The sequence below is a fragment of the Pseudomonas sp. PARCl1 genome (assembly GCF_947311875.1).
Taxonomy (GTDB): domain Bacteria; phylum Pseudomonadota; class Gammaproteobacteria; order Pseudomonadales; family Pseudomonadaceae; genus Aquipseudomonas; species Aquipseudomonas juntendi.
Genome location: NZ_CAMZMX010000006.1, coordinates 41,134 through 61,295 on the forward strand (window position 1 = coordinate 41,134; position 20,162 = coordinate 61,295).

General features: G+C 64.0%; 16 protein-coding genes and 1 pseudogene. 10 read left to right on the forward strand and 7 right to left on the reverse strand.

The window, feature by feature from the left end:
* Positions 1–12 precede the first annotated feature (12 nt).
* On the reverse strand, positions 13–1,371 hold the full coding sequence (locus QME24_RS05240) for a glutamine synthetase family protein (RefSeq protein WP_009682756.1): 1,359 nt from the start codon (positions 1,369–1,371) through the stop codon (positions 13–15).
* 184 nt (positions 1,372–1,555) lie between these two features.
* Between QME24_RS05240 and QME24_RS05245 the strand changes: the two genes are divergently transcribed.
* Complete coding sequence (locus QME24_RS05245) at positions 1,556–2,455, forward strand: helix-turn-helix domain-containing protein (protein ID WP_029885441.1); 900 nt, start codon at positions 1,556–1,558, stop codon at positions 2,453–2,455.
* A gap of 74 nt (positions 2,456–2,529) precedes the next feature.
* Positions 2,530–4,440: an AAA family ATPase gene (locus QME24_RS05250; RefSeq protein ID WP_232892319.1), complete on the forward strand. Its 1,911-nt coding sequence runs from the start codon at positions 2,530–2,532 to the stop codon at positions 4,438–4,440.
* 40 nt (positions 4,441–4,480) lie between these two features.
* On the opposite strand, the gene QME24_RS05255 is transcribed toward QME24_RS05250, so the two are convergent.
* Positions 4,481–5,866: an aldehyde dehydrogenase family protein gene (locus QME24_RS05255; RefSeq protein WP_173889075.1), complete on the reverse strand. Its 1,386-nt coding sequence runs from the start codon at positions 5,864–5,866 to the stop codon at positions 4,481–4,483.
* 107 nt (positions 5,867–5,973) lie between these two features.
* On the opposite strand from QME24_RS05255, the gene QME24_RS05260 reads away from it, so the two are divergent.
* Together QME24_RS05260 and QME24_RS05265 are read left to right on the forward strand one after the other, a co-directional pair.
* On the forward strand, positions 5,974–6,843 hold the full coding sequence (locus QME24_RS05260; RefSeq protein WP_054904724.1) for a LysR family transcriptional regulator: 870 nt from the start codon (positions 5,974–5,976) through the stop codon (positions 6,841–6,843).
* 234 nt (positions 6,844–7,077) lie between these two features.
* The gene (locus QME24_RS05265) at positions 7,078–7,599 is read left to right on the forward strand and encodes an acyloxyacyl hydrolase (RefSeq protein WP_009682761.1); all 522 of its coding nucleotides are present in this window, start codon (positions 7,078–7,080) and stop codon (positions 7,597–7,599) included.
* 31 nt (positions 7,600–7,630) lie between these two features.
* On the opposite strand, the gene QME24_RS05270 is transcribed toward QME24_RS05265, so the two are convergent.
* Entirely contained in the window at positions 7,631–9,760 is a 2,130-nt protein-coding gene (locus tag QME24_RS05270) for a TonB-dependent siderophore receptor (RefSeq protein WP_054904723.1), read from the reverse strand.
* Between the two features lie 218 nt (positions 9,761–9,978).
* Between QME24_RS05270 and hisN the strand changes: the two genes are divergently transcribed.
* The gene (gene hisN / locus QME24_RS05275) at positions 9,979–10,770 is read left to right on the forward strand and encodes a histidinol-phosphatase (RefSeq protein WP_280091702.1); all 792 of its coding nucleotides are present in this window, start codon (positions 9,979–9,981) and stop codon (positions 10,768–10,770) included.
* A 118-nt stretch (positions 10,771–10,888) separates the two neighbouring features.
* On the forward strand, positions 10,889–11,620 hold the full coding sequence (locus QME24_RS05280) for a hypothetical protein (protein WP_029885445.1): 732 nt from the start codon (positions 10,889–10,891) through the stop codon (positions 11,618–11,620).
* Positions 11,621–11,665: 45 nt separating this feature from the next.
* Here the strand turns inward: QME24_RS05280 and QME24_RS05285 are convergent, their stop codons facing one another.
* Together QME24_RS05285 and QME24_RS05290 are read right to left on the reverse strand one after the other, a co-directional pair.
* Complete coding sequence (locus QME24_RS05285; RefSeq protein WP_054904722.1) at positions 11,666–12,550, reverse strand: alpha/beta hydrolase; 885 nt, start codon at positions 12,548–12,550, stop codon at positions 11,666–11,668.
* A gap of 76 nt (positions 12,551–12,626) precedes the next feature.
* A complete protein-coding gene (locus tag QME24_RS05290) occupies positions 12,627–13,013 on the reverse strand; it encodes a hypothetical protein (RefSeq protein ID WP_054904721.1) in 387 nt (128 codons plus the stop codon).
* A gap of 186 nt (positions 13,014–13,199) precedes the next feature.
* On the opposite strand from QME24_RS05290, the gene QME24_RS05295 reads away from it, so the two are divergent.
* The 3 genes from QME24_RS05295 (at position 13,200) to QME24_RS05305 (ending at position 15,834) form a co-directional block, all read left to right on the forward strand.
* Complete coding sequence (locus QME24_RS05295) at positions 13,200–13,961, forward strand: 1,6-dihydroxycyclohexa-2,4-diene-1-carboxylate dehydrogenase (RefSeq protein ID WP_054904720.1); 762 nt, start codon at positions 13,200–13,202, stop codon at positions 13,959–13,961.
* A 103-nt stretch (positions 13,962–14,064) separates the two neighbouring features.
* Positions 14,065–15,138, forward strand: a complete 1,074-nt coding sequence (locus QME24_RS05300) for a metal-dependent hydrolase (protein ID WP_280091701.1) — start codon at positions 14,065–14,067, stop codon at positions 15,136–15,138.
* A gap of 3 nt (positions 15,139–15,141) precedes the next feature.
* Positions 15,142–15,834, forward strand: coding sequence for a TraX family protein (locus QME24_RS05305; protein WP_280091700.1), 693 nt, complete (start codon positions 15,142–15,144; stop codon positions 15,832–15,834).
* Between the two features lie 35 nt (positions 15,835–15,869).
* On the opposite strand, the pseudogene QME24_RS05310 reads toward QME24_RS05305, so the two are convergent.
* A pseudogene (locus QME24_RS05310) lies at positions 15,870–17,202 on the reverse strand (NAD(P)/FAD-dependent oxidoreductase).
* Between the two features lie 173 nt (positions 17,203–17,375).
* Positions 17,376–18,704 (reverse strand): MFS transporter, encoded by a 1,329-nt coding sequence (locus tag QME24_RS05315; RefSeq protein WP_029886214.1) that lies wholly within the window; start codon positions 18,702–18,704, stop codon positions 17,376–17,378.
* Between the two features lie 163 nt (positions 18,705–18,867).
* Between QME24_RS05315 and QME24_RS05320 the strand changes: the two genes are divergently transcribed.
* On the forward strand, positions 18,868–19,965 hold the full coding sequence (locus tag QME24_RS05320; RefSeq protein ID WP_054904716.1) for a sugar diacid recognition domain-containing protein: 1,098 nt from the start codon (positions 18,868–18,870) through the stop codon (positions 19,963–19,965).
* Positions 19,966–20,162 lie beyond the last annotated feature (197 nt).

The following is a 20,162-nucleotide window of genomic DNA, read 5'->3' on the forward strand; positions in this document are numbered from 1 at the left end:
CCCCAGGGCGGCTCAGACGCTCAGCATCAGGAACTCGCGCTCCCACGAGCTGATCACGCGCTTGTAGTTCTCGTGCTCGGCCCGTTTGACCGCCACATAGCCCTGCACGAACTGCTTGCCCAGGTACTGCTGCACGGTCTCGCAGTCTTCCATGTGCTGCAGCGCATCTTCGATGGTGATGGGCAGGCGCAGGTTGCGCCGCTCGTAGGCGCGGCCCTGCACCGGGGCGCTCGGGTCGATCTGCTCGACCATGCCCAGGTAGCCGCAGAGCAGGCTGGCAGCGATCGCCAGGTAAGGGTTGGCATCCGCGCCGGGCAGGCGGTTTTCCACGCGCATCGCTTCCGGGCTGGAGGTGGGGACGCGCAAACCGGCGGTGCGGTTTTCTTCACCCCACTCGACGTTGACCGGTGCCGAGGTGTCCGGCAGGAAGCGGCGGAACGAATTGACGTTGGGGGCGAACATCGGCAGCAGCTTGGGGATGTACTTCTGCAACCCACCAATGTGGTGCAGGAACAACGGGCTCATGCTGCCGTCGTCGTTGGCGAAGATCGGCTTGCCGGTGGCGATGTCGACCACGCTCTGGTGCAGGTGCATGGCACTGCCCGGCTCGTCGGTGATCGGCTTGGCCATGAACGTCGCAGCCACGTTGTGCTTGAGCGCAGCCTCACGCATGGTGCGCTTGAACACGGTGATCTGGTCGGCCAGGTCCAGCGCGTCGCCGTGGCGGAAGTTGATCTCCATCTGCGCCGGGCCGTCTTCGTGGATCAGCGTGTCCAGGTCCAGGCCCTGAATTTCACACCAGTCATACACGTCCTCGAACAGCGGGTCGAATTCGTTGGCGGCATCGATCGAGAACGACTGCCGGCCGCTTTCGGCCCGGCCGGAACGCCCCAGTGGCACTTGCAGCGGCAGGTCCGGGTCTTCGCAGCGCTTGGTCAGGTAGAACTCCATCTCTGGCGCGACAATGGGTTGCCAGCCCTTGTCAGCGTAAAGCTTCAGCACTTTCTTCAACACGTTGCGCGGCGACAGCTCGATGGGGTTGCCTTGCTTGTCGAAGGTATCGTGGATCACGATCGCGGTAGGTTCGATGGCCCACGGGATCTGGTACACAGCGCTCGGGTCGGGGCGGCAGACCATGTCGATGTCAGCCGCATCGAGCAGGTTGTAATAGATATCGTCGTCAACGTAGTCGCCGGTGACCGTTTGCAGCAGCACGCTCTCGGGCAAGCGCATGCCACGTTCGTGAAGAAACTTGGCGGTCGGTGCGATCTTGCCGCGGGCGATGCCGGTCAGGTCGCTGATCACGCATTCTACTTCGGTGATCCGGTGTTCTTTCAGCCAGGTGGAGAGCTGATCGAAAGGGGCGTTCATACAGACCTCTTGGTTGGGTTTTTTATGTGGGAGCCGCTGCACCCGCCAGAGCCGTTGCACAGCGTCAAGGGCGTCGCGCTTCCCAGGTGACACGCTGGAGGCTATCTTGAGCTCGGCGCCACACCGCCATCTATCCACTTTCTTCGGCATTCAATGCACCAAAAGAGTGCATCCAGGACAAAGCGTGACAACGCCCAACGCCTTGCAGGTCCAAGCTTTCCACACTTCGGATGTGTCCGAGCAGGTTCGCATCACCCCCGGTTGGCAGCAGCAGTACCGGCAGATGTCGCCGGGCCATTTCAGCGGTCAGTTGCGCTGCCTGGGGCTTGACGGCGTGCAGGTCTACGAAGAACGCCTCAACACCCGGGTAGAGCAGTTCTTCCGGGCGCCGAGCGGGTCACTGGCGTTCTGCTTCGACCAGAGCGAGAACAGCCTTTACCTGCTCAATGAACAGAGCCGCAACATCTGGATCACGCCAGAGAATTACCAGGAAGTGGCCGTCGTGTTCGACCAGGCGTTTCTCGCCAGCCACGGCCTGGACCCTCGCAGGCTCGACGGTTTGTTCATGGTGCCGCTGGGCAGTGGCCAGAATGCGTTGTTCGGCAGTTGGCTCAGTGCCACCCTGACCCGCCTGGGCGAGGCTGGGTGCCCGTTGCAGGGGCAGGCGTTGGCGGAGCAGTTGCTGGAGGACTGCCTGTTCATCCTCGACAATGCCTGCCAGCGCTTGCAGGGCATGGCCATGGGCCGGCGGGACGAGGAGCGGGCGATCATGCACCGGGTCAGCGAGTGGGCGGCTGACTGCCCGGAAGAAACCTTGAACCTGGTGGAACTGGCGGCGGTGGCGGGCGTGTCGCTGCGCCAGTTGCAGCAGGCCTTCAAGGCCTACACCGGCATGCCGCCCGCGCACTGGTTGCGGTTGCGCCGGCTCAACGGGGCGCGGCGCGATCTGTTGCGGGGCGGTGGCGTGACCGTGGCAGAAGTGGCGATGCGTTGGTCGTTCTGGCATTTGGGAAGGTTTTCAGAGAGTTACCGGCAATTGTTCAAGGAATTTCCGAGCGAGACACTCAAGCGCGTCAAGCGCTGAACCGCCGGCCCGCAAGTCCAGCAGCCGGCGCCGAAAATTGCTATCGTGCCAGCCTGTTTCGACCCGAGGTGCCGATGTTCTACCTGCCTTTGCCCAGTGACCAGGCTGACAGCCTCGCCAGTGTTCCCCTCACCGACTTCTTCAGCAGCGCCAGCCTGCTCCAGGCCGCTGCGGTGTTGTTCGTGCAAAACCTGCCTCGCCAACCGGCGACTGCCTCGGCCGATGCTCAGGAACGCCGCTTTGCCGAGATCGTGCGGATCGCCAACGACGTTGAACGTGCCGCGCCTGGGCGCTTCCAGGGGCAGGTGGCGCAGCACTTCGACCGTGAAGCCTTCGCCATGGGCCTGGGCATGCTGGGCGAAAACGGCATTGCGCTGCTCAGTGGCGAAGTGGCGTACAGCGCAGATGAACTGCAGGACGGCGAGGGGCAGTGGAATTTCCAGTTCGCCGACCGCTATCGCCAGCGCGCCACGCCGCTGCACCCCGTGCACCTGCCGGCGCTGGCCAGCGACCTGATGCTCAGCGACCAGCAGAACCGGCTGTTGCGTGAATTTCTGGGGGGTATCGACGAATCGGTCGCCGTGCAGGGCTTTGCCGGTACCGGCAAGACCTTTCTGATCCACCAGTTCGCCCGGTTGCTGGAGCCGCAGCGCACCTTGTTGCTGGCCTTGACCGAGGGCCAGTTGCGTGCGCTGCGGGCGCGGGTCAAGGATGCCGCTGCCTACACCGCGCTGACCTTCGGTCAGTTGGCCGACGAGCTGTTGAACCGCGACCTCACCAGCAACGGCTGGCGCCTGCGCGACCCTTACCGCACCAAGCGCTCGTGGCGCCCGCAAGAGGCGCAGGTGGTGCGCTGGCTGGCCATACCCGACATTGGCCCGCTTGCCGCGCGCGATGTGGTCGCCTTGTGCATCCGCGCGGTGCGGGCGTTTTGCCACAGTGCCGACGCGCAGGTGCAGTTGCACCATGTGCCCTGGGCCGGGCCGGGCACATCGCCACTGGACCAGGAAGTGTTGCTGGAAAAGGCACGGCTGTACTGGCAGGAGCTGATTCGCCCGTCAGCGCGGGAAATCCAGTTGCCGGTACGCGACTACCATCGGGTCAAGCTGCTGGCGCTGACCGGCCTGGTGATTGACAGCGGCTACACCCACGTCATCGTCGACGAGGCGCACGAGTTGTCGGCACCGATGCTTGCCGTACTTGACCGCAGCCCGCAAGCGGTCATCGCCCTCGGTGACGAACTGCAGAACCTGAACGGCCTCAGTGCGCACCATGGCAGCTTCATCCGCCAGCGCTGCATCGACCACTCGCTGCGCGCAGGGCCGGCGATGGACAACGTGCTCAACCCGCTGATACAGGCGCACCCGGCATCGATCCAGGCGGCCTTCAGTGGGAGCGCCGAGCACTACACCCGGGTCAGCTTCTTCGATGCGGTCACGGTGCCGGAACAGCCCACCGCGTTGATCGTCGATGACGAGTGGGGGCTGTTCGGCTGGTTCCAGCGCCTGACGCACCAGGGCGTGCCGTTCGTGCTGCTGCAGAGCGCGCGCAAGGACTTCGAACTGTTCGTGGAGGATTGCATCGAGCTGTACCGCCATGGCACCCGGCCTCGTCACCCGATGCTGTTCCGCTATGCCAGCTGGCAGGCGCTGGAGCAGGACAAGGGTGAGGACAAGGCATTCGTCGCGGTGGCCAACCTGCTGCGCAAGGGCTACACCCCGCAGCACTTTGCCCAGGCCAAGAGCCGTTACCGCTGGACCAAGGCGCCAAAGCTGTTCCTCGGGCGGGTAAGGGATGTGAAGAACATGGAGTTTGCCCGGGTGATGGTGTCGCCCGAGCTGATGGTCACGCCGCAGGTGGCCGGTAACCGCAATGAACGGGCGCGCCTGCTGGCAGGTTTGTATACCGCCTGTTCACGGGCGCGGCATGAGCTGATCGTGCCGGGGGGGATGCTGGACTGGGTCAAGGACCAGGTGCGCGATTGAGGTTGGCAGGGGCTGCAACGCAGCCCCCGCCTGACTGGGCTCAGTTCCGGTCCAGCCACACGGTCTGGGCATTGGTGAACTCCCGCACACCAAAGTGCGACAGCTCGCGCCCGAAGCCGCTTTTCTTCACGCCGCCGAACGCCACGCGGGGGTCGGATGCGCAGTAACCATTGATGAACACGCCACCGGTATCCAACGCGGCAGTCATGCGCTCGGCCAGCGCATAATCGGCGGTGTAGATGGTCGCCGCCAGGCCGAACTCGCTGTCGTTGGCCAGCTCCACGGCATGCTCGGCGTCACGGGCCGTGATGATCGCCGCCACCGGGCCGAACAGCTCTTGCTTGAATGCTGTCATGTCCGGGGTCACATTGGCGAACACGGTCGGGGCATAGAAGTTGGCAACGCCTTCGACCTTGTGGCCGCCCAGCAGCAGGGTGGCACCCTCGGCCAGCGTCGCCTGTACCTGGCCATCCAGCTCGTCGCGCAGGTCGTAGCGGGCCATGGGGCCGATGTAGGTGTCGTCCTGCAGCGGGTTGCCCATGTTCAGCTGCCGGGTTGCCTCTACGAACTTGCGGGTGAACGCGTCGGCAATGCTTGCTTCCACGATCATGCGCTTGGCCGCTGCGCAGACCTGGCCGGTGTTCTGGTAGCGACCGATGACGGCAGCCTGGACGGCGGCGTCCAGGTCGGCGTCAGCCAGGACGATGAACGGGTCGGAACCGCCGAGTTCGAGCACGCATTTTTTCAGTGCGGCACCGGCCTGGGCACCGATCGCCATGCCGGCACGCACGCTACCGGTCAGGGTCACCGCGGCAATGCGCGGGTCGTTGATGGCGCGGGTGACACCCTCCGGGGTCACGTTCAACACTTCGAAAATGCCTTGCGGCAGGCCGGCATCCTTGAACAGTTCGCCCAGCAGGTAGGCGCTGCCCATTACGTTCGGCGCGTGCTTGAGCACGTAGGTATTGCCGGCCAGGATCGCCGGCACGGCGCCGCGCAGTACCTGCCAGACCGGGAAGTTCCAAGGCATCACCGCCAGGATCGGGCCCAGCGGGCGGTATTCGATGCGGGCCTTTTCGACCTGGGTAGGCTCGGCGGCCAGCATCGCGGGGCCATGCTCGGCATACCAGCGGCACAGGCCAACGCACTTGGCGACTTCGCCGCGGGCCTGGGCGATGGGCTTGCCGATTTCACGGCTGATCATCTGCGCGAAGGCCTCGGCCTTGGCTTCAAGGGTGCTGGCCAAGGCGAGCAGGTACTCGCTGCGCTGACCCAGCGACACTTGGCGCCACTGGCGGTAGCCGGCCTTGGCACGCTGCAGCGCCGCTTCCAGTGCGGCGTCGGTGTCGAACGGGTAGGCGCCGATCTGCTCGCCGGTGTACGGGTCGAGGGAGATGGCGTGGGTCAGGCTGCTGATCGCACTCATGGCAGGGCACTCTCGTCGTGATTGAACAGTGGAGCCAGACTAGTGGGCTATGGCTTTAATGAAAACTGAATAATAATGAGCGAAACATTCACGTTTGGAGAAAGGCTGTGGACCTGGTGCAACTGGAGATCTTCAAGGCCGTGGCAGAGCAGGGCAGCATCAGCGCTGCCGCGCAGCATATCCATCGGGTGCCTTCCAACCTCACCACGCGCATCAAGCAGCTGGAAGAAGACCTGGGTGTGGAACTGTTCATCCGCGAGAAAAGCCGCTTGCGCCTGTCACCCGCGGGTTGGAACTTCCTGGAATACACCCGGCGCATTCTCGACCTGGTGCACGAGGCCCGCCTGACCGTGGCCGGTGAAGACCCGCAAGGCACCTTCGCCCTGGGCTCGCTGGAAAGCACCGCAGCCGTGCGCATCCCGGCCTTGCTGGCGGCCTACAACCAGCGCTACCCCAAGGTGGACCTGGACCTGTCCACCGGCCCTTCAGGGACCATGCTCGAGGGGGTGTTGTCTGGCCGCCTGGTGGCTGCGTTCGTCGATGGCCCGGTGTTGCACCCCACGCTGGAGGGCATACCGGTGTTCGAGGAAGAGATGATGGTCATCGCACCGCTCAATCATGCCCCGGTGACCCGCGCCCAGGACGTCAACGGCGAAAACATCTACGCGTTCCGGGCCAACTGTTCGTACCGGCATCACTTCGAAAACTGGTTCGTCCAGGACCAGGCGGTTCCCGGCAAGATCCATGAAATGGAGTCGTACCACGGCATGCTCGCCTGCGTCAGTGCCGGGGCCGGCCTGGCCATGCTGCCGCGCAGCATGCTCGACAACATGCCGGGCTGCAGCACGGTCAGTGCCTGGCCCATGTCGGAAGACTTCCGCTACCTGAAAACCTGGCTGGTGTGGCGCCGTGGCACGGTATCACGCAGCTTGAGCATGTTCGTGAAACTGCTTGAAGAAAAGAACGTAAACAAATGATTTAAAACTACTAATCTACGTCTAGCCCGCACGTCTGTACGGCGCTCGCGGTGTGGTAGCGCCTCACACCGCAACGGTGTATGAGCAATAATGGCAATTTACTTCCAACTTTCTGATTATCGGACAATAATCAGAAAAGTATTACCTCGTGTGACCGGTCCGGATGAACCGGTCGCCAATCAATCGAGGGGCTACAGCCCCCGCTTGCCGTGTAGACCATCAGGAGAGTCGTAGATGAAAACCCGTCTCGCAGCATCGCTGGCCGTTGCCGCGCTGGCACTTGCCGGCGCTGGCACGGCCCAGGCCGCGCAGGTGTCCGGCGCCGTGGGCGTTACCAGCCAGGGCGACATGACCTACCGCATTGGTATGTCGTTCGACTGGGACAAGAAGTGGCTGCAAAGCGACATCGGCTATGTCAGCGGTTACTGGGACGCCGGCTACACCTACTGGGAGGGCGGCGACGCCAGTGGCGCCCATTCGCTGTCGTTCAGCCCGGTGTTCACCTATGAATTCAGCGGTTTCACCTACACCCCGTACATCGAAGCGGGCATCGGCCTGGCTGCGTTCTCCAAGACCGATGTAGGCGACCAGCGCCTGGGTTCTTCGTTCAACTTCGAGGACCGTATCGGCCTAGGCCTGAAACTGCCAGGGGAGCAGAAGGTCGGGCTGCGTGCGATCCATTATTCCAACGCCGGGATCAAGCAGCCCAACGACGGCATCGAGTCGTATTCGCTGTTCTACAGCAAAGGTTTCTGACAGGTAGGGCTGCTTATGCAGCCCCAGCCGTTCAGAAGGTGTACGCGACGCCAGCCTGTACCGTACGTGGCGCACCCGGGTAGGCATACAGGTTGAATGCGCCTTCGTCATACGCCTTGTTGAACAGGTTCTTCACATCCAGGTTCAGGCGTATATGGTCGTTGACCTGGTAGAAGGTCAGCAGATCAACCACCGTGTATTGCTCCATGGTGTAGGTGGTCGCCTCGGTCTGGCCGTTGCGGTCATCCACGTATTTCACCCCAAGCCCCAAGCCAAGCCCCTTGGCGACACCGTCCTGGAACTCATAGGTGTTGAGCAGGCTGAAACTGTTGCGCGGGATATTGGCCAGTCGCGTGCCGGTTGGCAGGCGGTTGTCCTTGGTCACTTCGGCATCCACATAGGCGTAGCCGCCAATGACGCGCCACTCGGGGGTGACATTGCCAGCAACGTTGATATCCAGGCCCCGGCTGCGCACTTCGCCGGCCGCCACGCTGTAGTTCGGGTCCACCGGGTCGCGGGTCAACACGTTTTCCTTGACGATGTGGTAGACCGCTGCGTCGACACTCAGCTGGCGGTCGAGCGCTTCCCATTTCACGCCCAGTTCGTAGGACTTGCCCTTTTCCGGGTCGAAGCCCCCGCCGCTGGCCGGGGTTCCCGTGTTGGGTTTGAAAGAGCGCGCGGTGTTGGCGTAGACGGCGACCGTGTCGGTGAGGTCATAGACCAGGCCAATCCGGGGCGTAGCACCGTTTTCGCCTTTGCTGAAATCACCGGCATTGTCCAGCTTGTTGTCGTAGTCATGCTCGAAGCGCTCGAAGCGTACCCCTGCCAAAGCCTTCAATCGCTCGGTCAGGGCCACCTGGTCCTGGATGAAGAAGGCCCAGGTCTGCAGGTTTTCCTTGTCCCAGGTCGTGGTCCGGGTCAGCGCCGGCCGTGGCTGGCCAAGCACCGGGTCGTAGATGTCGATGGGGTAGGTGCCCGCCACCGCAGAGGACCGCTGGATGATCGAGTTGTAGTCATAGTTCTCGTACTCCACCCCTGTCAGCAAGGTGTGGCTGAAGCCGCCGGTGTCGAAGTAGCCGGTCAGGTTCAGCTGCCAGTCGCGATCGGTCCACTCCAGCTTGCGGTAGTTGAAGTTACGCTCCAGCGTTCGCCCATCCAGCGGCGCGCCGTTGGCTTCGACCGCATTGCCCTTGAGCGAGCCATCGAGGAACTGGAACCCGCCCGCCAGCGTCCAGTTGTCATTGAGCAGGTGCTCGAAACGCACCTGCGCCATGTTGTTGTCGTTGTGCAGCAGGTTATCGCTGCCTTTTTCCCAGATATAGGTGTCGCGCGAGGCGCTGCCACGCTGGGTGGCGTAGCGGGTCAGGCCGCGGTCCAGCGGGTGGTTGTTGCGCATGAAGTCGCCTTCGAACACAACCTTGGTCGTGTCGTTTACCTGCCAGCTGAGCACTGGCGCCACGTCATAACGCTCGCTTTGCACATCATCACGGAAACTGTCGCCGCCCTCGCCAAGCAGGTTCAGGCGGTAGGCCAGCGAGCCGTCCTGGTTCAGCGGGCCGGCGGCGTCGAGGGTAGCGCGGTGCATGCCCTGGTCGTCGAACTGGCTGCCCAGGGTGACTTTGGGTTCTGGTAGCGGCTGCTTGCTGACCACGTTGAAGGTGCCGCCGGGGTCGCCACGGCCGTACAGGCTGCTGGCCGGGCCGCGGATCACCTCCAGCCGCTCGACGGTATTGGCGTCTGGTGCGTTGGGGTAGCCACGGTTGATCGGGAAACCGTTACGGTAGAACTCGCCGGTGGTAAAGCCGCGCACGGTGAAGGTGGTAAGGCCCTGGCCACCGAAGTTGTTGGCCCGGCCGACGCCACCGGCATAGTCCAGGCCGTCTTGCAGGCGCGTGGCACCGGTGTCTTGCAGCACCGCCTTGGGCACCACGCTGACCGACTGCGGTGTTTCGTGCAGCGCGGTGTCGGTGCGGGTGGCACTGGCGGAACGGTTGGCCTTGTAGCCGAGCACTGGGCCATCAGCCCGTTCGCTGTCGGCTGTGCCAGTGATGCTCAGGGCCTGAAGTTCGATCTGGGCCGGGTCGCTGAGCGGTTCGGGCTCGGCGAGGGCCATTGGGGAGACAGCATGAAGTACACAAAGCGAAACGAACATGCGACGCATCGACTGGACGATCCTGAAGTAGGGCGCTAGAGAAGGGGGACGAAAAGAATTAAGGCTACTACGAATCATTACCAGATGCATTAACTTTAAAGCCCCTGCAACTCCCTGGCATTCATGGATGAAGCAGCATCGGCCAGGCTCGTTGCGCACGCGGCTGGTGCAATACAGGTTGTCAGGTATCATGCCGATCTTCATAACTGTCACGAGGCCTGTTCCCAATGTTCCTGAGTGCCCCACAGATTGGTGAGTTGCGTACATTCGCCGAGCAACTGGCCGACGCCGCTGCACTGGCCATCAAGCCGTACTTTCGTGCCAGCCTGGACGTCGAGGACAAGGGGGGGCGCCTGTACGACCCGGTGACGGTGGCCGACAAGGCGGCCGAGGATGCGATGCGCGCGTTGATCCAGGCGCGTTACCCGGACCACGGCATTCTTGGCGAAGAGGCCGGGGTGGCGGTGGGCAGCAGCCCGCTGACCTGGGTGCTCGACCCCATCGACGGCACCCGTGCCTTCATCACTGGCCTGCCATTGTGGGGAACGTTGATTGCGCTGAACGACGGTACCCGCCCGGTACTGGGGGTGATGAACCAGCCCTTTACCGGCGAGCGTTTCATTGGCACGCCCGAGGGTGCCTGGCGCAACGCTACACCCTTGCGTACCCGCGCCTGCGCCGACCTGGCTACGGCCACGCTGATGTGCACCACCCCCGACATGTTCGACACAGCCGAGCGCAAGGCCGCGTTCGAGGCGGTAGCCGGGCAGGCGCGGCTGATGCGCTACGGCGGCGATTGCTATGCCTACTGCATGCTGGCGTCGGGGTTCGTCGATGTGATCGTGGAGGCCAGCTTGCAACCCTATGACGTACAGGCGCTGATGCCGATCATCGAAGGGGCGGGTGGGGTGATCAGCGCCTGGGATGGCAGTTCGGCGCAGCACGGCGGCTGTGTAGTGGCCTGTGGCGACCCGGCGCTGCACGCGCAGATGGTGGAGAAGCTGCGCCACGCCATGTGAGGGTACGGCACCGGGCCTGCGGCGGCCTTTACACTGCACTTTTTGCCATTTCCGCGCTCTATGCTTGGCCAGGCCACATCAATCCCCGATGCGGCCGCCGAATATCGACCCGGTGCCGATGGTTGCAAGCTACCCTCATCTGATTCCCCGCGTGCTGCTGGCAGGCGTGCTCACCTGCCTGTGTGCCTGCACCCAGGAACAGGGCCGCGACATGCTCGACCAGTTTGCCGACGGCAAGCCCAGCGAACTGTTCCAGACCAGTGTCGACCGCCTGGCCACGTTGTCGATGCGCGACAACCTGCAAAGCCTCTACCTGCTGATGAACAAGCTGTACCTGCGCAACCCCAACCAGTTGAAGCTGTCGGGGTACGTCGACGCCGCCACTGCCGAGCGGCAGATCCGCAAGGCCATCGAACACCGCCAGCCGCTGGCGCAGCTGGGCAACCGTCGCGACCTGGCAGCCTTGAGTTACGCGTTGAGCCCGGAGTTTCGCGGTGACCGCGTCGGCGCCTTCATCTATGCCATCGGCAGCATGCTGATCACCGCTCACGGCGGGCGCACCGAGTTCTACATGACCGACACGATCGACCCGCTGTTCATCAACAACGCCGCGCGCAATATCGAAAAGGCCACCTGGATGTTGAGCCAGCGGCAAGATGCCAATGGCGTGTTGCTGCTGTTTTCCAACGAGATTTCCGAAGAGGGCAGCAACCTGAGTTTCGCCGTGGAGTTCGGGAAGATCGTGGCGCGCCTGGATTTGCTGGCAGAGTTGCTGGACGAGCGGTATCGGCGGATCGGATTGAACTATGCACAGAGCTTGCTGCTGATGAACTTCCTGCCCGTACAGTGACTTTGGCTGTTGTATTGGCCCTGGTAGGAGCGGCCAGTAACGCTTTCAGAGCAGCGCCTGGATCGCTTGCCGATAACGCGGCCCGGCCAGGCTCATGCTGTTGTTGTGGCTGGCACCCGGTACCAGCAGCAGGGTTTTGGGCTGCCGGGCCGCCTCGTACAGCTGCTGGCTGAAACGCGCTGGCACGAAGCGGTCATCCAGCCCGTGCACCAGCAGCACGGGCAAGCCGATATCCTGGATCTTGCCCAGCGAGTCGAACTTCTGCGACAGCAACCAACGCACCGGCAGTGACGTATTGGCTACCTCAGCGGCGACATCGCCCAACGAGGTGAATGTCGATTCCAGTATCAACCCACGCGCCGGGGCCGCGGCACCGCCCTGGCGTGCTTCGGCTGCCAGCGCGCGGGCCAGTTCCACGGCCACCGCACCGCCCAGCGAATGGCCGAAGATCAGCCGTTTGCCTGCGTCGGGTTGCAACTGAGCGAAGCGCTCCCAGGCGATGCGCGCGTCTTCATAGACAGTGGCCTCGGAGGGCAGCCCGCCGCGGCTCTGGCCAAAGCCGCGGTAGTCCACGGCCAGCACCGAGTAGCCCATGGCATGCAACTGCTCGATGCGGAACAACTGCCCGGTCAGGTTCCAGCGCACCCCATGCAGGTAGAGGATGGCCGGGGCATTGGCGCGCCTGGCCGGCCACCACCAGGCGTGCAGGCTCTGATTGGCAGCGAAACTGCGGGGCCGCAGGTCAAGCTCCTGCACACCGCTGGGCAGGCCACGGAACCAGCTGGCCTGCCCAGGTTCGATGCGGAACACCAGTTCGCGCTCTTTGTGCTGAAGCACCGCGCAACTGCTGGGCAGGCCGATCACCAGCAAGGTGGCACACAACCAGGTCAGCCAGCGGCGGCGTAGGTGGGAGAGGAAAAGGGTGGGCATGTGGGCTTTTTAACAGATGCCGGGGCGTGCGTGTGAGGAAAGTGCCTCAATGGTGGGCTGGACTGGTTGCAAGCTGTTACCGCAGTGAGCGGGTGGGCAGTGCCGGCCGTTGCGCGCCTGCGAAACAGCGGCAGCTGCTGCCCAGTGAATCCAGCAACGGCTGGAACTCTTCGAGCAACCAGTCGCGCAAGCGCAGGCAACTGGGCTCATTTTCCTTATCTTCGTTGAAGGCCAGGAAGTGGAAGGTGTCCTTGAGCACCAACTCCTCTTGCACCGGGCGCACCAGCAGCCCCTGGGCCACCAGTTGTGCCACCAGGTGGTGCCAGCCCAGCGCCACGCCCTGGTTGCCAAGGGCCAGTTGCACCAGCAGGTGAATGGGTTGCCGCCCACCGTCAGCAGTTTGACCAGTGGCTGCAAGCCTCGCGTGATGCAGCGGCCCAGGCCGGTCAGTAACCTGATCCATCAGCGTTGGCTTTTTCGCGGGCTCGCCCGCTCCCACAGGTCCGCCACAGGTTCTGAACACTGTGCAGTGCCTGTAGGAGCGGGTTTACCCGCGAAGAGGCCAGCAGGTACAGCAACGTTGCCTTGTCGGACGCATTCGCGGGTATACCCGCTCCTACGGGGACCGCGGGGAAGCGGAGATTTGAACATGAACAACAGATTCCAAGGCAAGGTCGCCCTGGTCACCGGCGCCGCCCAAGGCATCGGTCGTGGCGTGTGTTGGCGGCTCAAGGCCGAGGGTGCGCAATTGGTGGCGGTAGACCGCTCCGAACTGGTCCACGAACTGGCCGGCGAGGGGGTGCTGACCCTGACCGCCGACCTTGAACGGCACGCCGACTGCGTCCGGGTCATGGCCAGCGCAGTAGCAACGTTCAGCCGCCTCGACATACTGGTCAACAATGTGGGCGGTACCATTTGGGCCAAGCCTTTCGAGCACTACGCGGCCGAAGAGATAGAAGCCGAAGTGCGCCGCTCGCTGTTTCCCACCCTGTGGTGCTGCCACGCCGCACTGCCGTACATGCTCGAATGCGGCAGTGGGGTCATTGTCAATGTCTCGTCGGTCGCCACGCGGGGCGTGAACCGGGTGCCGTATGGTGCGGCCAAGGGTGGGGTCAATGCGCTGACTGCTTGCCTGGCCTTCGAAACCGCTGGCCGTGGCATCCGCGTCAACGCCACCGCGCCCGGTGGCACCGAAGCGCCGCCGCGGCGGGTACCGCGCAACACCGCCGAGCAAACCGAGCAGGAGAGGCGCTGGTACCAGCAAATTGTCGACCAGACCCTCGACAGCAGCCTGATGCACCGCTACGGCAGCATCGACGAGCAGGTCGGGGCAATTCTGTTCCTGGCCAGCGATGAAGCGTCATACATCACCGGGGTGACCCTGCCGGTGGGGGGCGGTGACCTCGGCTGAACCGCCTGGTCTTGCGGGGTTGCATCTGGCAACAAGGCGGGGAATTGCCTAGCGGCCCTGGTTGAGGGTAGTTTCCCCGTCACCACCTGCGAGGAATGCTCCCTTGGACTCGATTACCCAAGCTGTACTCGGCGCCGCCCTGCAGGGTGCCGTGCTGGGCCGCCTGCAAGGCCGCCGCGCGCTGTTGTATGGCGCGGCGTTGGGCACGCTGCCGGACCTCGACGTGATCATCCGCTACGCCGACCCGGTGTCGCAGATGACTTACCACCGCGGCTTCTCCCACTCGCTGTTCGTGCTCACCGGGCTGGCCTTGCTGCTGGCCTGGCTGGTCAACAAGTGCTGGCCCGACAAAGGCTATACCTTGAACAGGCTGTTCCTGGCGTTCTGGCTGGTGCTGATCACCCACCCAGTGCTCGATGCCTTCACGGTCTATGGCACCCAGTTGTTCTGGCCTCTGCCAGTCACACCGCAAAGCTGGGCTGCGGTGTTCATCATCGACCCGGTGTATACCTTGCCCCTGGTGGCCGCCGTTATCTACGCGGCCGTGCGCGGAGTGACTGCCAGGGCCACGCGGCTGCTGACCCTGGCACTGGTGTTCAGCACGGCGTACCTTGGTTTCGGCCTTGCCGGGCGCATGGCCGCCGAGCAGCGCTTCCAGGCCGCACTGGACCAGCAAGGTATCGTCACCACTGAACTGCGGGCCGTACCCATTGCCTTCAACAGCCTGGTCTGGCGAGTGTTGGCGAAAATCCCCGGGGGTGACTACTTGGAAGGCATCAGCAGCGTCTTCGACCGGCAGGCGCCAGAAATGCAGCGCTTGCCGCGCAATACGGAGTTGGCGCAGGTGTTGGCCACCGATGAGCTGTATCAGCGTTTGCGCTGGTTCACCGATGACTGGTTGCGTTACGACCAGGTCGGCGACGTGCTGGTGGTCACGGACTTGCGCATGGGTATCCCGGGCAACTACAGCTTCCGTTTCCGCATGGCCCACCGGGACCGCCAGGGGCAGTGGGTGGTCGATGTGCCAGCGGCTTTCCAAACCGGGCCCGGGTCGATGTTCAACAGGCGCGACCTGGTGTTGATCTGGCGGCGTGTCTTGGAGCAGCAACCACCGCTGCCGTTGGCCCTGTGGACCGAGCGCTACCTGGGCGTCAGCCCTGTCGAACGCGAGCGCTGAGCGTTGCGCTCGGCGGGGCTGGACCTGGTCAAATGGACCGCCATGGCGACCATGGTCGCCGATCACCTGCGCTTTCTATGGCCCACAGCCGATGGCCTGTTCGTGGTGGGCAGGCTGGCGTTCCCGTTGTTTTGCCTGGCCATTGCAGTGAATGTGCAGCGGGCCAGGGCAGCGGCTTTCAATAGCATGGGCAATGTGCGCTACCTGGGGCTGATGCTGCTGTTCGCGGTGCTGTCGGAACCTGCATATCGCTGGCTGGACGGCGGCTCGCAGACATTGAACGTGATGCCGACGCTGGTATTGGGGTTGCTGGTGGCCTGGGGTGTGCATTACCCGTTGCTGTCGCTGCGTTTGCTGGGTTTGGCGGCTGGGCTGGCAGGTTTTTTGTTCAGTGGGCAGTTGATGTATGGGGTGCCCGGGGTATTGCTGCCAGGCGCCTGCCTGATGGCGCGCCGGCAGGGCGGCGCGGCCTGGGTGTTACCTTGCCTGCTGGCCATGGGCGGCAACCTGACCAATAGCTGGTTGCAGGCGCATTTGCTGGCACCGATCACCCTGCTCACACTGCTGAGCGCGGCCTCGGCGCTTGCGCTTGGCTCAGCGCTGTTGCGCCATGATGATTGGCGGGTGCCGGCAGTGGGGCGCTGGGGCTATCTGTTTTATCCAGTGCATCTGCTGGTAATAAAGGTGCTGTCCTGAGCCTGTGATCGGAGGGCGGGCCTACCCAAGCCCCTTCAGCCGATCAGCGTCAGGGCCTGTTGCAGGGTCAACGGCTGTTTCATACGCTGCGACAGCGCCGCCATGGCGTCGGAATACCCCCTGGCAATCACTGCCTCGACCTGCTCGTTCACACACTGCAGGGCGATGAAGTCACCTGTTTCCGGCTCGCCGACGAACTCGATGCGGTTCCAGTCCTGTGCGTGCCCCAGCACCTCGAAGGTAACCCCGTGCTGGTAGGTCCAGAAGAACGGCACGTCGGCGTAGCGGCGTTGCTCGCCGAGCATGTTGGCCGCTGCGATCACCCCCTGTTGCTGCGCCAGGCGCCAGTGCTCGATGCGCACCGGGCGCCCGGCAAGCGGGAATGTGGCGATGTCCCCTGCCGCCCACAGGCCGGGGGCAGCACGCATGTCGGCGTCGACCCTCACCGATTTATCTTCCCCCAGGGGCACCCCGTGCAGAAACGCCGTCGCGGGGCTGACGCCGGTTCCCAGCACGACCAAGGCTGTTTGCAGGCGCTCGCCGTTGGCCAGTACCACGGCCTCGACCTGCCCCTGGCCTTCGATCAGCTTGACCTCGGTGGGGCCGTGAAAAGTCACCCCTTGAGCCTCATGCAGCGTGCGCAGGCAACGGCCAATGCGTTCACCCAGCTGTCGAGCCAGGGGGATCTCGTGGCGGGCTACCACGTGCACCCGCGCGCCGTACGCCTGCAGGGCCGAAGCGGCCTCCAGGCCGATGAAGCCGTCGCCCACAATGACCACCGGCTGGCCGGGCTCGGCCGCATCGAGCACGCGCTCAGCATCGTCGCGGGAACGCAGGGTGAACACCCCAGGCAGATCGATACCGGCCAGTTGCGGGCGCACGGGCTTACCGCCGGTGGCAAGCAGGCAAGCGTCATACGCGATCGACTGGCCGTCAGCCAAAGTGATTTGGCGGTGCTGGCTGTCAACGCTGCGCACCTTGCCATGCTTGCGCTTCAGTTGGCCTTGGCGCAAGGCATCGGCGTCGAGCAAGGCGGGTACTTCGTCGGGGGGCATCTGCCCGGCGATCACGAATTTGCTCAGCGAGGTCCGGTCATAGGCGGGCTGACGCTCCTGGTCTATCCACACCAGCCGGCCGGCAAAACCTTGCCTGAGCAGGGCGGCCACCGCAGCGCTGCCCGCGGCCCCGGCACCCACCACCACAAAGCAGCGGGCATCGCTGTGCCTGGGCGGCTCGACGGCAGCCAGGGGCTGGTCATCTACCCTGCTGGCCTTGGCGAACGAGGATGATCTCTTCGCTGCCGGCCTGAACGCGCAACGGGCGGTCCTCGTCGAGTTGTGCCAGGCGGGCCACGGCGTACTGGGTCATGAGGGTTCTCCAAAGGGGCCTTTGGAACCATTTGACGCCTGAGGTGGGAAGGGGGTGCGTTGAGCTGACGACCGGTGTTCCGGTGGTAACGGGCCACGCCCGCTGCCACTAGAACACCCCCGTTGCATCACTATGCTGGCGTGGTCTAGCAGCGGGCTGGCTCGCCGCTGGACTCAATTGGCCCGGGCAGCACTCAGTGCACCGGCCCTGGTCACGCGCAGCGCCACCAGGCTACCGAGCACGATCAGTGCCGCCAACGAATACAGGGCGGCATCGGTGGACCCGGTCTGGTCTTTGATGAACCCCACCAGGTACGGGCTGAGGAAGCCGGCCATCTGGCCGACCGAGTTGATGATCGCCAGGCCGGCCACGGCGGCACTGGCGCTGAGCAGCGCCGTGGGCATCGGCCAGAACATCGGCAGACCGGTGAGCGCGCCCATGGTGGCGATGGACAGGCCAAGGATGGCAATGGCCGGGTTGGCGGCGAAGTTGACTGCGATCAGCAAGCCCATGGCGCCCATGAGCATCGGCACCACCAGATGCCAGCGGCGTTCGTTGCGCAAGTCGGCCGAGCGGCCGCACAGAATCATGAACACCCCGGCCAGCAGATACGGAATGGCGCTCAGCCAGCCGATCAGCAGCGGGTTGTCGAAGCCCATGCCCTTGATGATCGACGGCAACCAGAAGTTGATGGCGTAGACACCGCTCTGGATACAGAAATAAACGAAACCAAAGGTCCAGATCAGCGGGTTGGTCAGTACCGCCAGTACACTGTCGCCGGTAGTGGCGGGCTTGCTGGCAGCGTCGGCCGCCAGGTCTGCGGCGATCAGCTGGCGTTCGCCCGCGCTCAACCAGGCAGCCTTCTGGTAACCGTCACTGAGCAGGAACACTGCCAGAATGCCCAGGGCCACGGTGGGCAGGCCCTGGATCAGGAACATCCATTGCCAGCCGGCCAGGCCATGCTGGCCGGCGGCGAAGTGTTCGAGGATCCAGCCGGAGAACGGCCCGCCCAGCAGGCCCGAAACCGGGATAGCCGACATGAACAGGGCCATGATGCGCCCGCGTCTGGCTGCCGGGAACCAGCGCGAAAGGTACAACACCACACCCGGGAAGAAGCCGGCTTCGGCCGCCCCAGTGAGCAGGCGCAAGGTATAGAACTCGGTCGGGGTGGTGACGAACAGCAGACAAGTGGACAAACTGCCCCAGGCGATCATCATCAGCGCGATCCAGCGCCGAGGGCCGAAGCGGTTGAGCGCCAGGTTGCTGGGCAGGCCGCACAATACATAGCCGATGAAGAAGATGCCGGCGCCAAGGCCGTACACGGTTTCGCTGAACTTCAGCGCGTCGAGCATCTGCAGCTTGGCAAAGCCGACGTTGACGCGGTCCAGGTAATTGAACAGGTAGCAGATGAAAATGAACGGAATCAGCCGCAGGGTGACGCGCCGGTACAGCGCGTTGCGGGTGGTGTCCGTGCCTTGGTCAGGGGCTGGGCTGTGTGCCATGATCGGATTCTCTGTTGTTATGGTTATCGCCGCGTCGCCTGTGCCGGCGCTCGCCCTGACGAGTCTCGGGGACTGCGGCGTGCCTGTCTTTGTGCTTTTGCACAGTGCCGGGCGCGGGCTGCTGTGCCCGAGCCCAAAAGCCTAACACCCTAAGGACCGTGCAATGTTCGAACTCGACCATGACCTGGCACAGGATATCGTTGACCGGGCGATGGCCATTCTGCCGTGCAACGTCAATGTCATGGACAGCCAGGGGTTGATCCTGGGCAGCGGCGAGCCGGAACGCATCAACACCCGCCATGAAGGCGCCCAGTTGGTACTTGCCAACGGCCGGATCGTCGAATTGGACACTGACGCGGCCAAATGCCTGAAGGGCGTGCAGCCTGGGGTCAACCTGCCGTTGATGCTCGACGGCAGGTTGATGGGCGTGCTGGGCCTGACCGGCGACCCGCAGCACGTGCGGACCTACGGTGAACTGGTGCGCATGACCGCCGAAATGCTGCTGGCCCAGCGCCATTTGCAGGCCGACCAGCAGTGGCGGCGGCAGCGCTGTGACGACCTGCTGGCGTTGCTGCTTGGCGGCAGCGGTGATTCCCCGCGGTTGCTCGACGAAGCCCGGCAACTGGGCCTGAAGCCACAGCTGCCGCGTGTGCCGTGCTTGTTCGAACTGGCCTCGGGGCCGGCCGCCGAGGCACTGGCAGCGTGGTTGACCAGCCGTTACCCCGACAGCTGGTGTGTCAGCCCGGCGCGGCAGTCGTTGCTGTGGTGCCGCCCGGCGGGTGCCGCGCTGGATGAGCCGCGCCTGCTGGAACGCCTGCAACGGCATGGCTGGGAAGTGGAACGGCTAGCCCTGGGCAGCGCCGCGCAGAGCCTGGAGCAGTTGCGCCGGGGTTACCGTCGGGTGCGTGACTTGCTGGCTTATGGCCGTGAGGTATTGCCTGGCGAACGCCTACTCAGCCTGCAGCGCTACCGGCTGCCGGCACTGCTGTGGCGCCACCGCAATGATGACGCACTGGATGAACTGCTGGAACCGTTGCAGCGCATACGCGTCAAGGACAGCAGCGGCCAGCTGCTGACCACCCTGCGGGCATGGTGTGCCCATGACGGCCAGAGCCAGGCCTGTGCCGATGCCTTGGGCATTCATCGCAACAGCCTGCGCTACCGGCTGGAGCGCATTGCCGAGTTGGGCGAGGTCGACCCGCTGCGGATGGAAGGCATGCTGAGCTTGTACCTGGGGTTGCAGCTGTTGCCTGCAGACTGAAGCATTTCTCTGTTGCGGCCCTATCGCCGGCAAGCCGGCTCCCACAGATACAGGCCTGAGGGAGCACTCATTGCTGTGGGAGCCGGCTTGCCGGCGATAGGCCCGCCACAGGCCAAAGGCATCCGCCCAAACAACCCACCCGGGGTTTTGTGCATTTGACCGAGGCCGCCTGGGCGCACAGCTGTCAGCATGCCGCC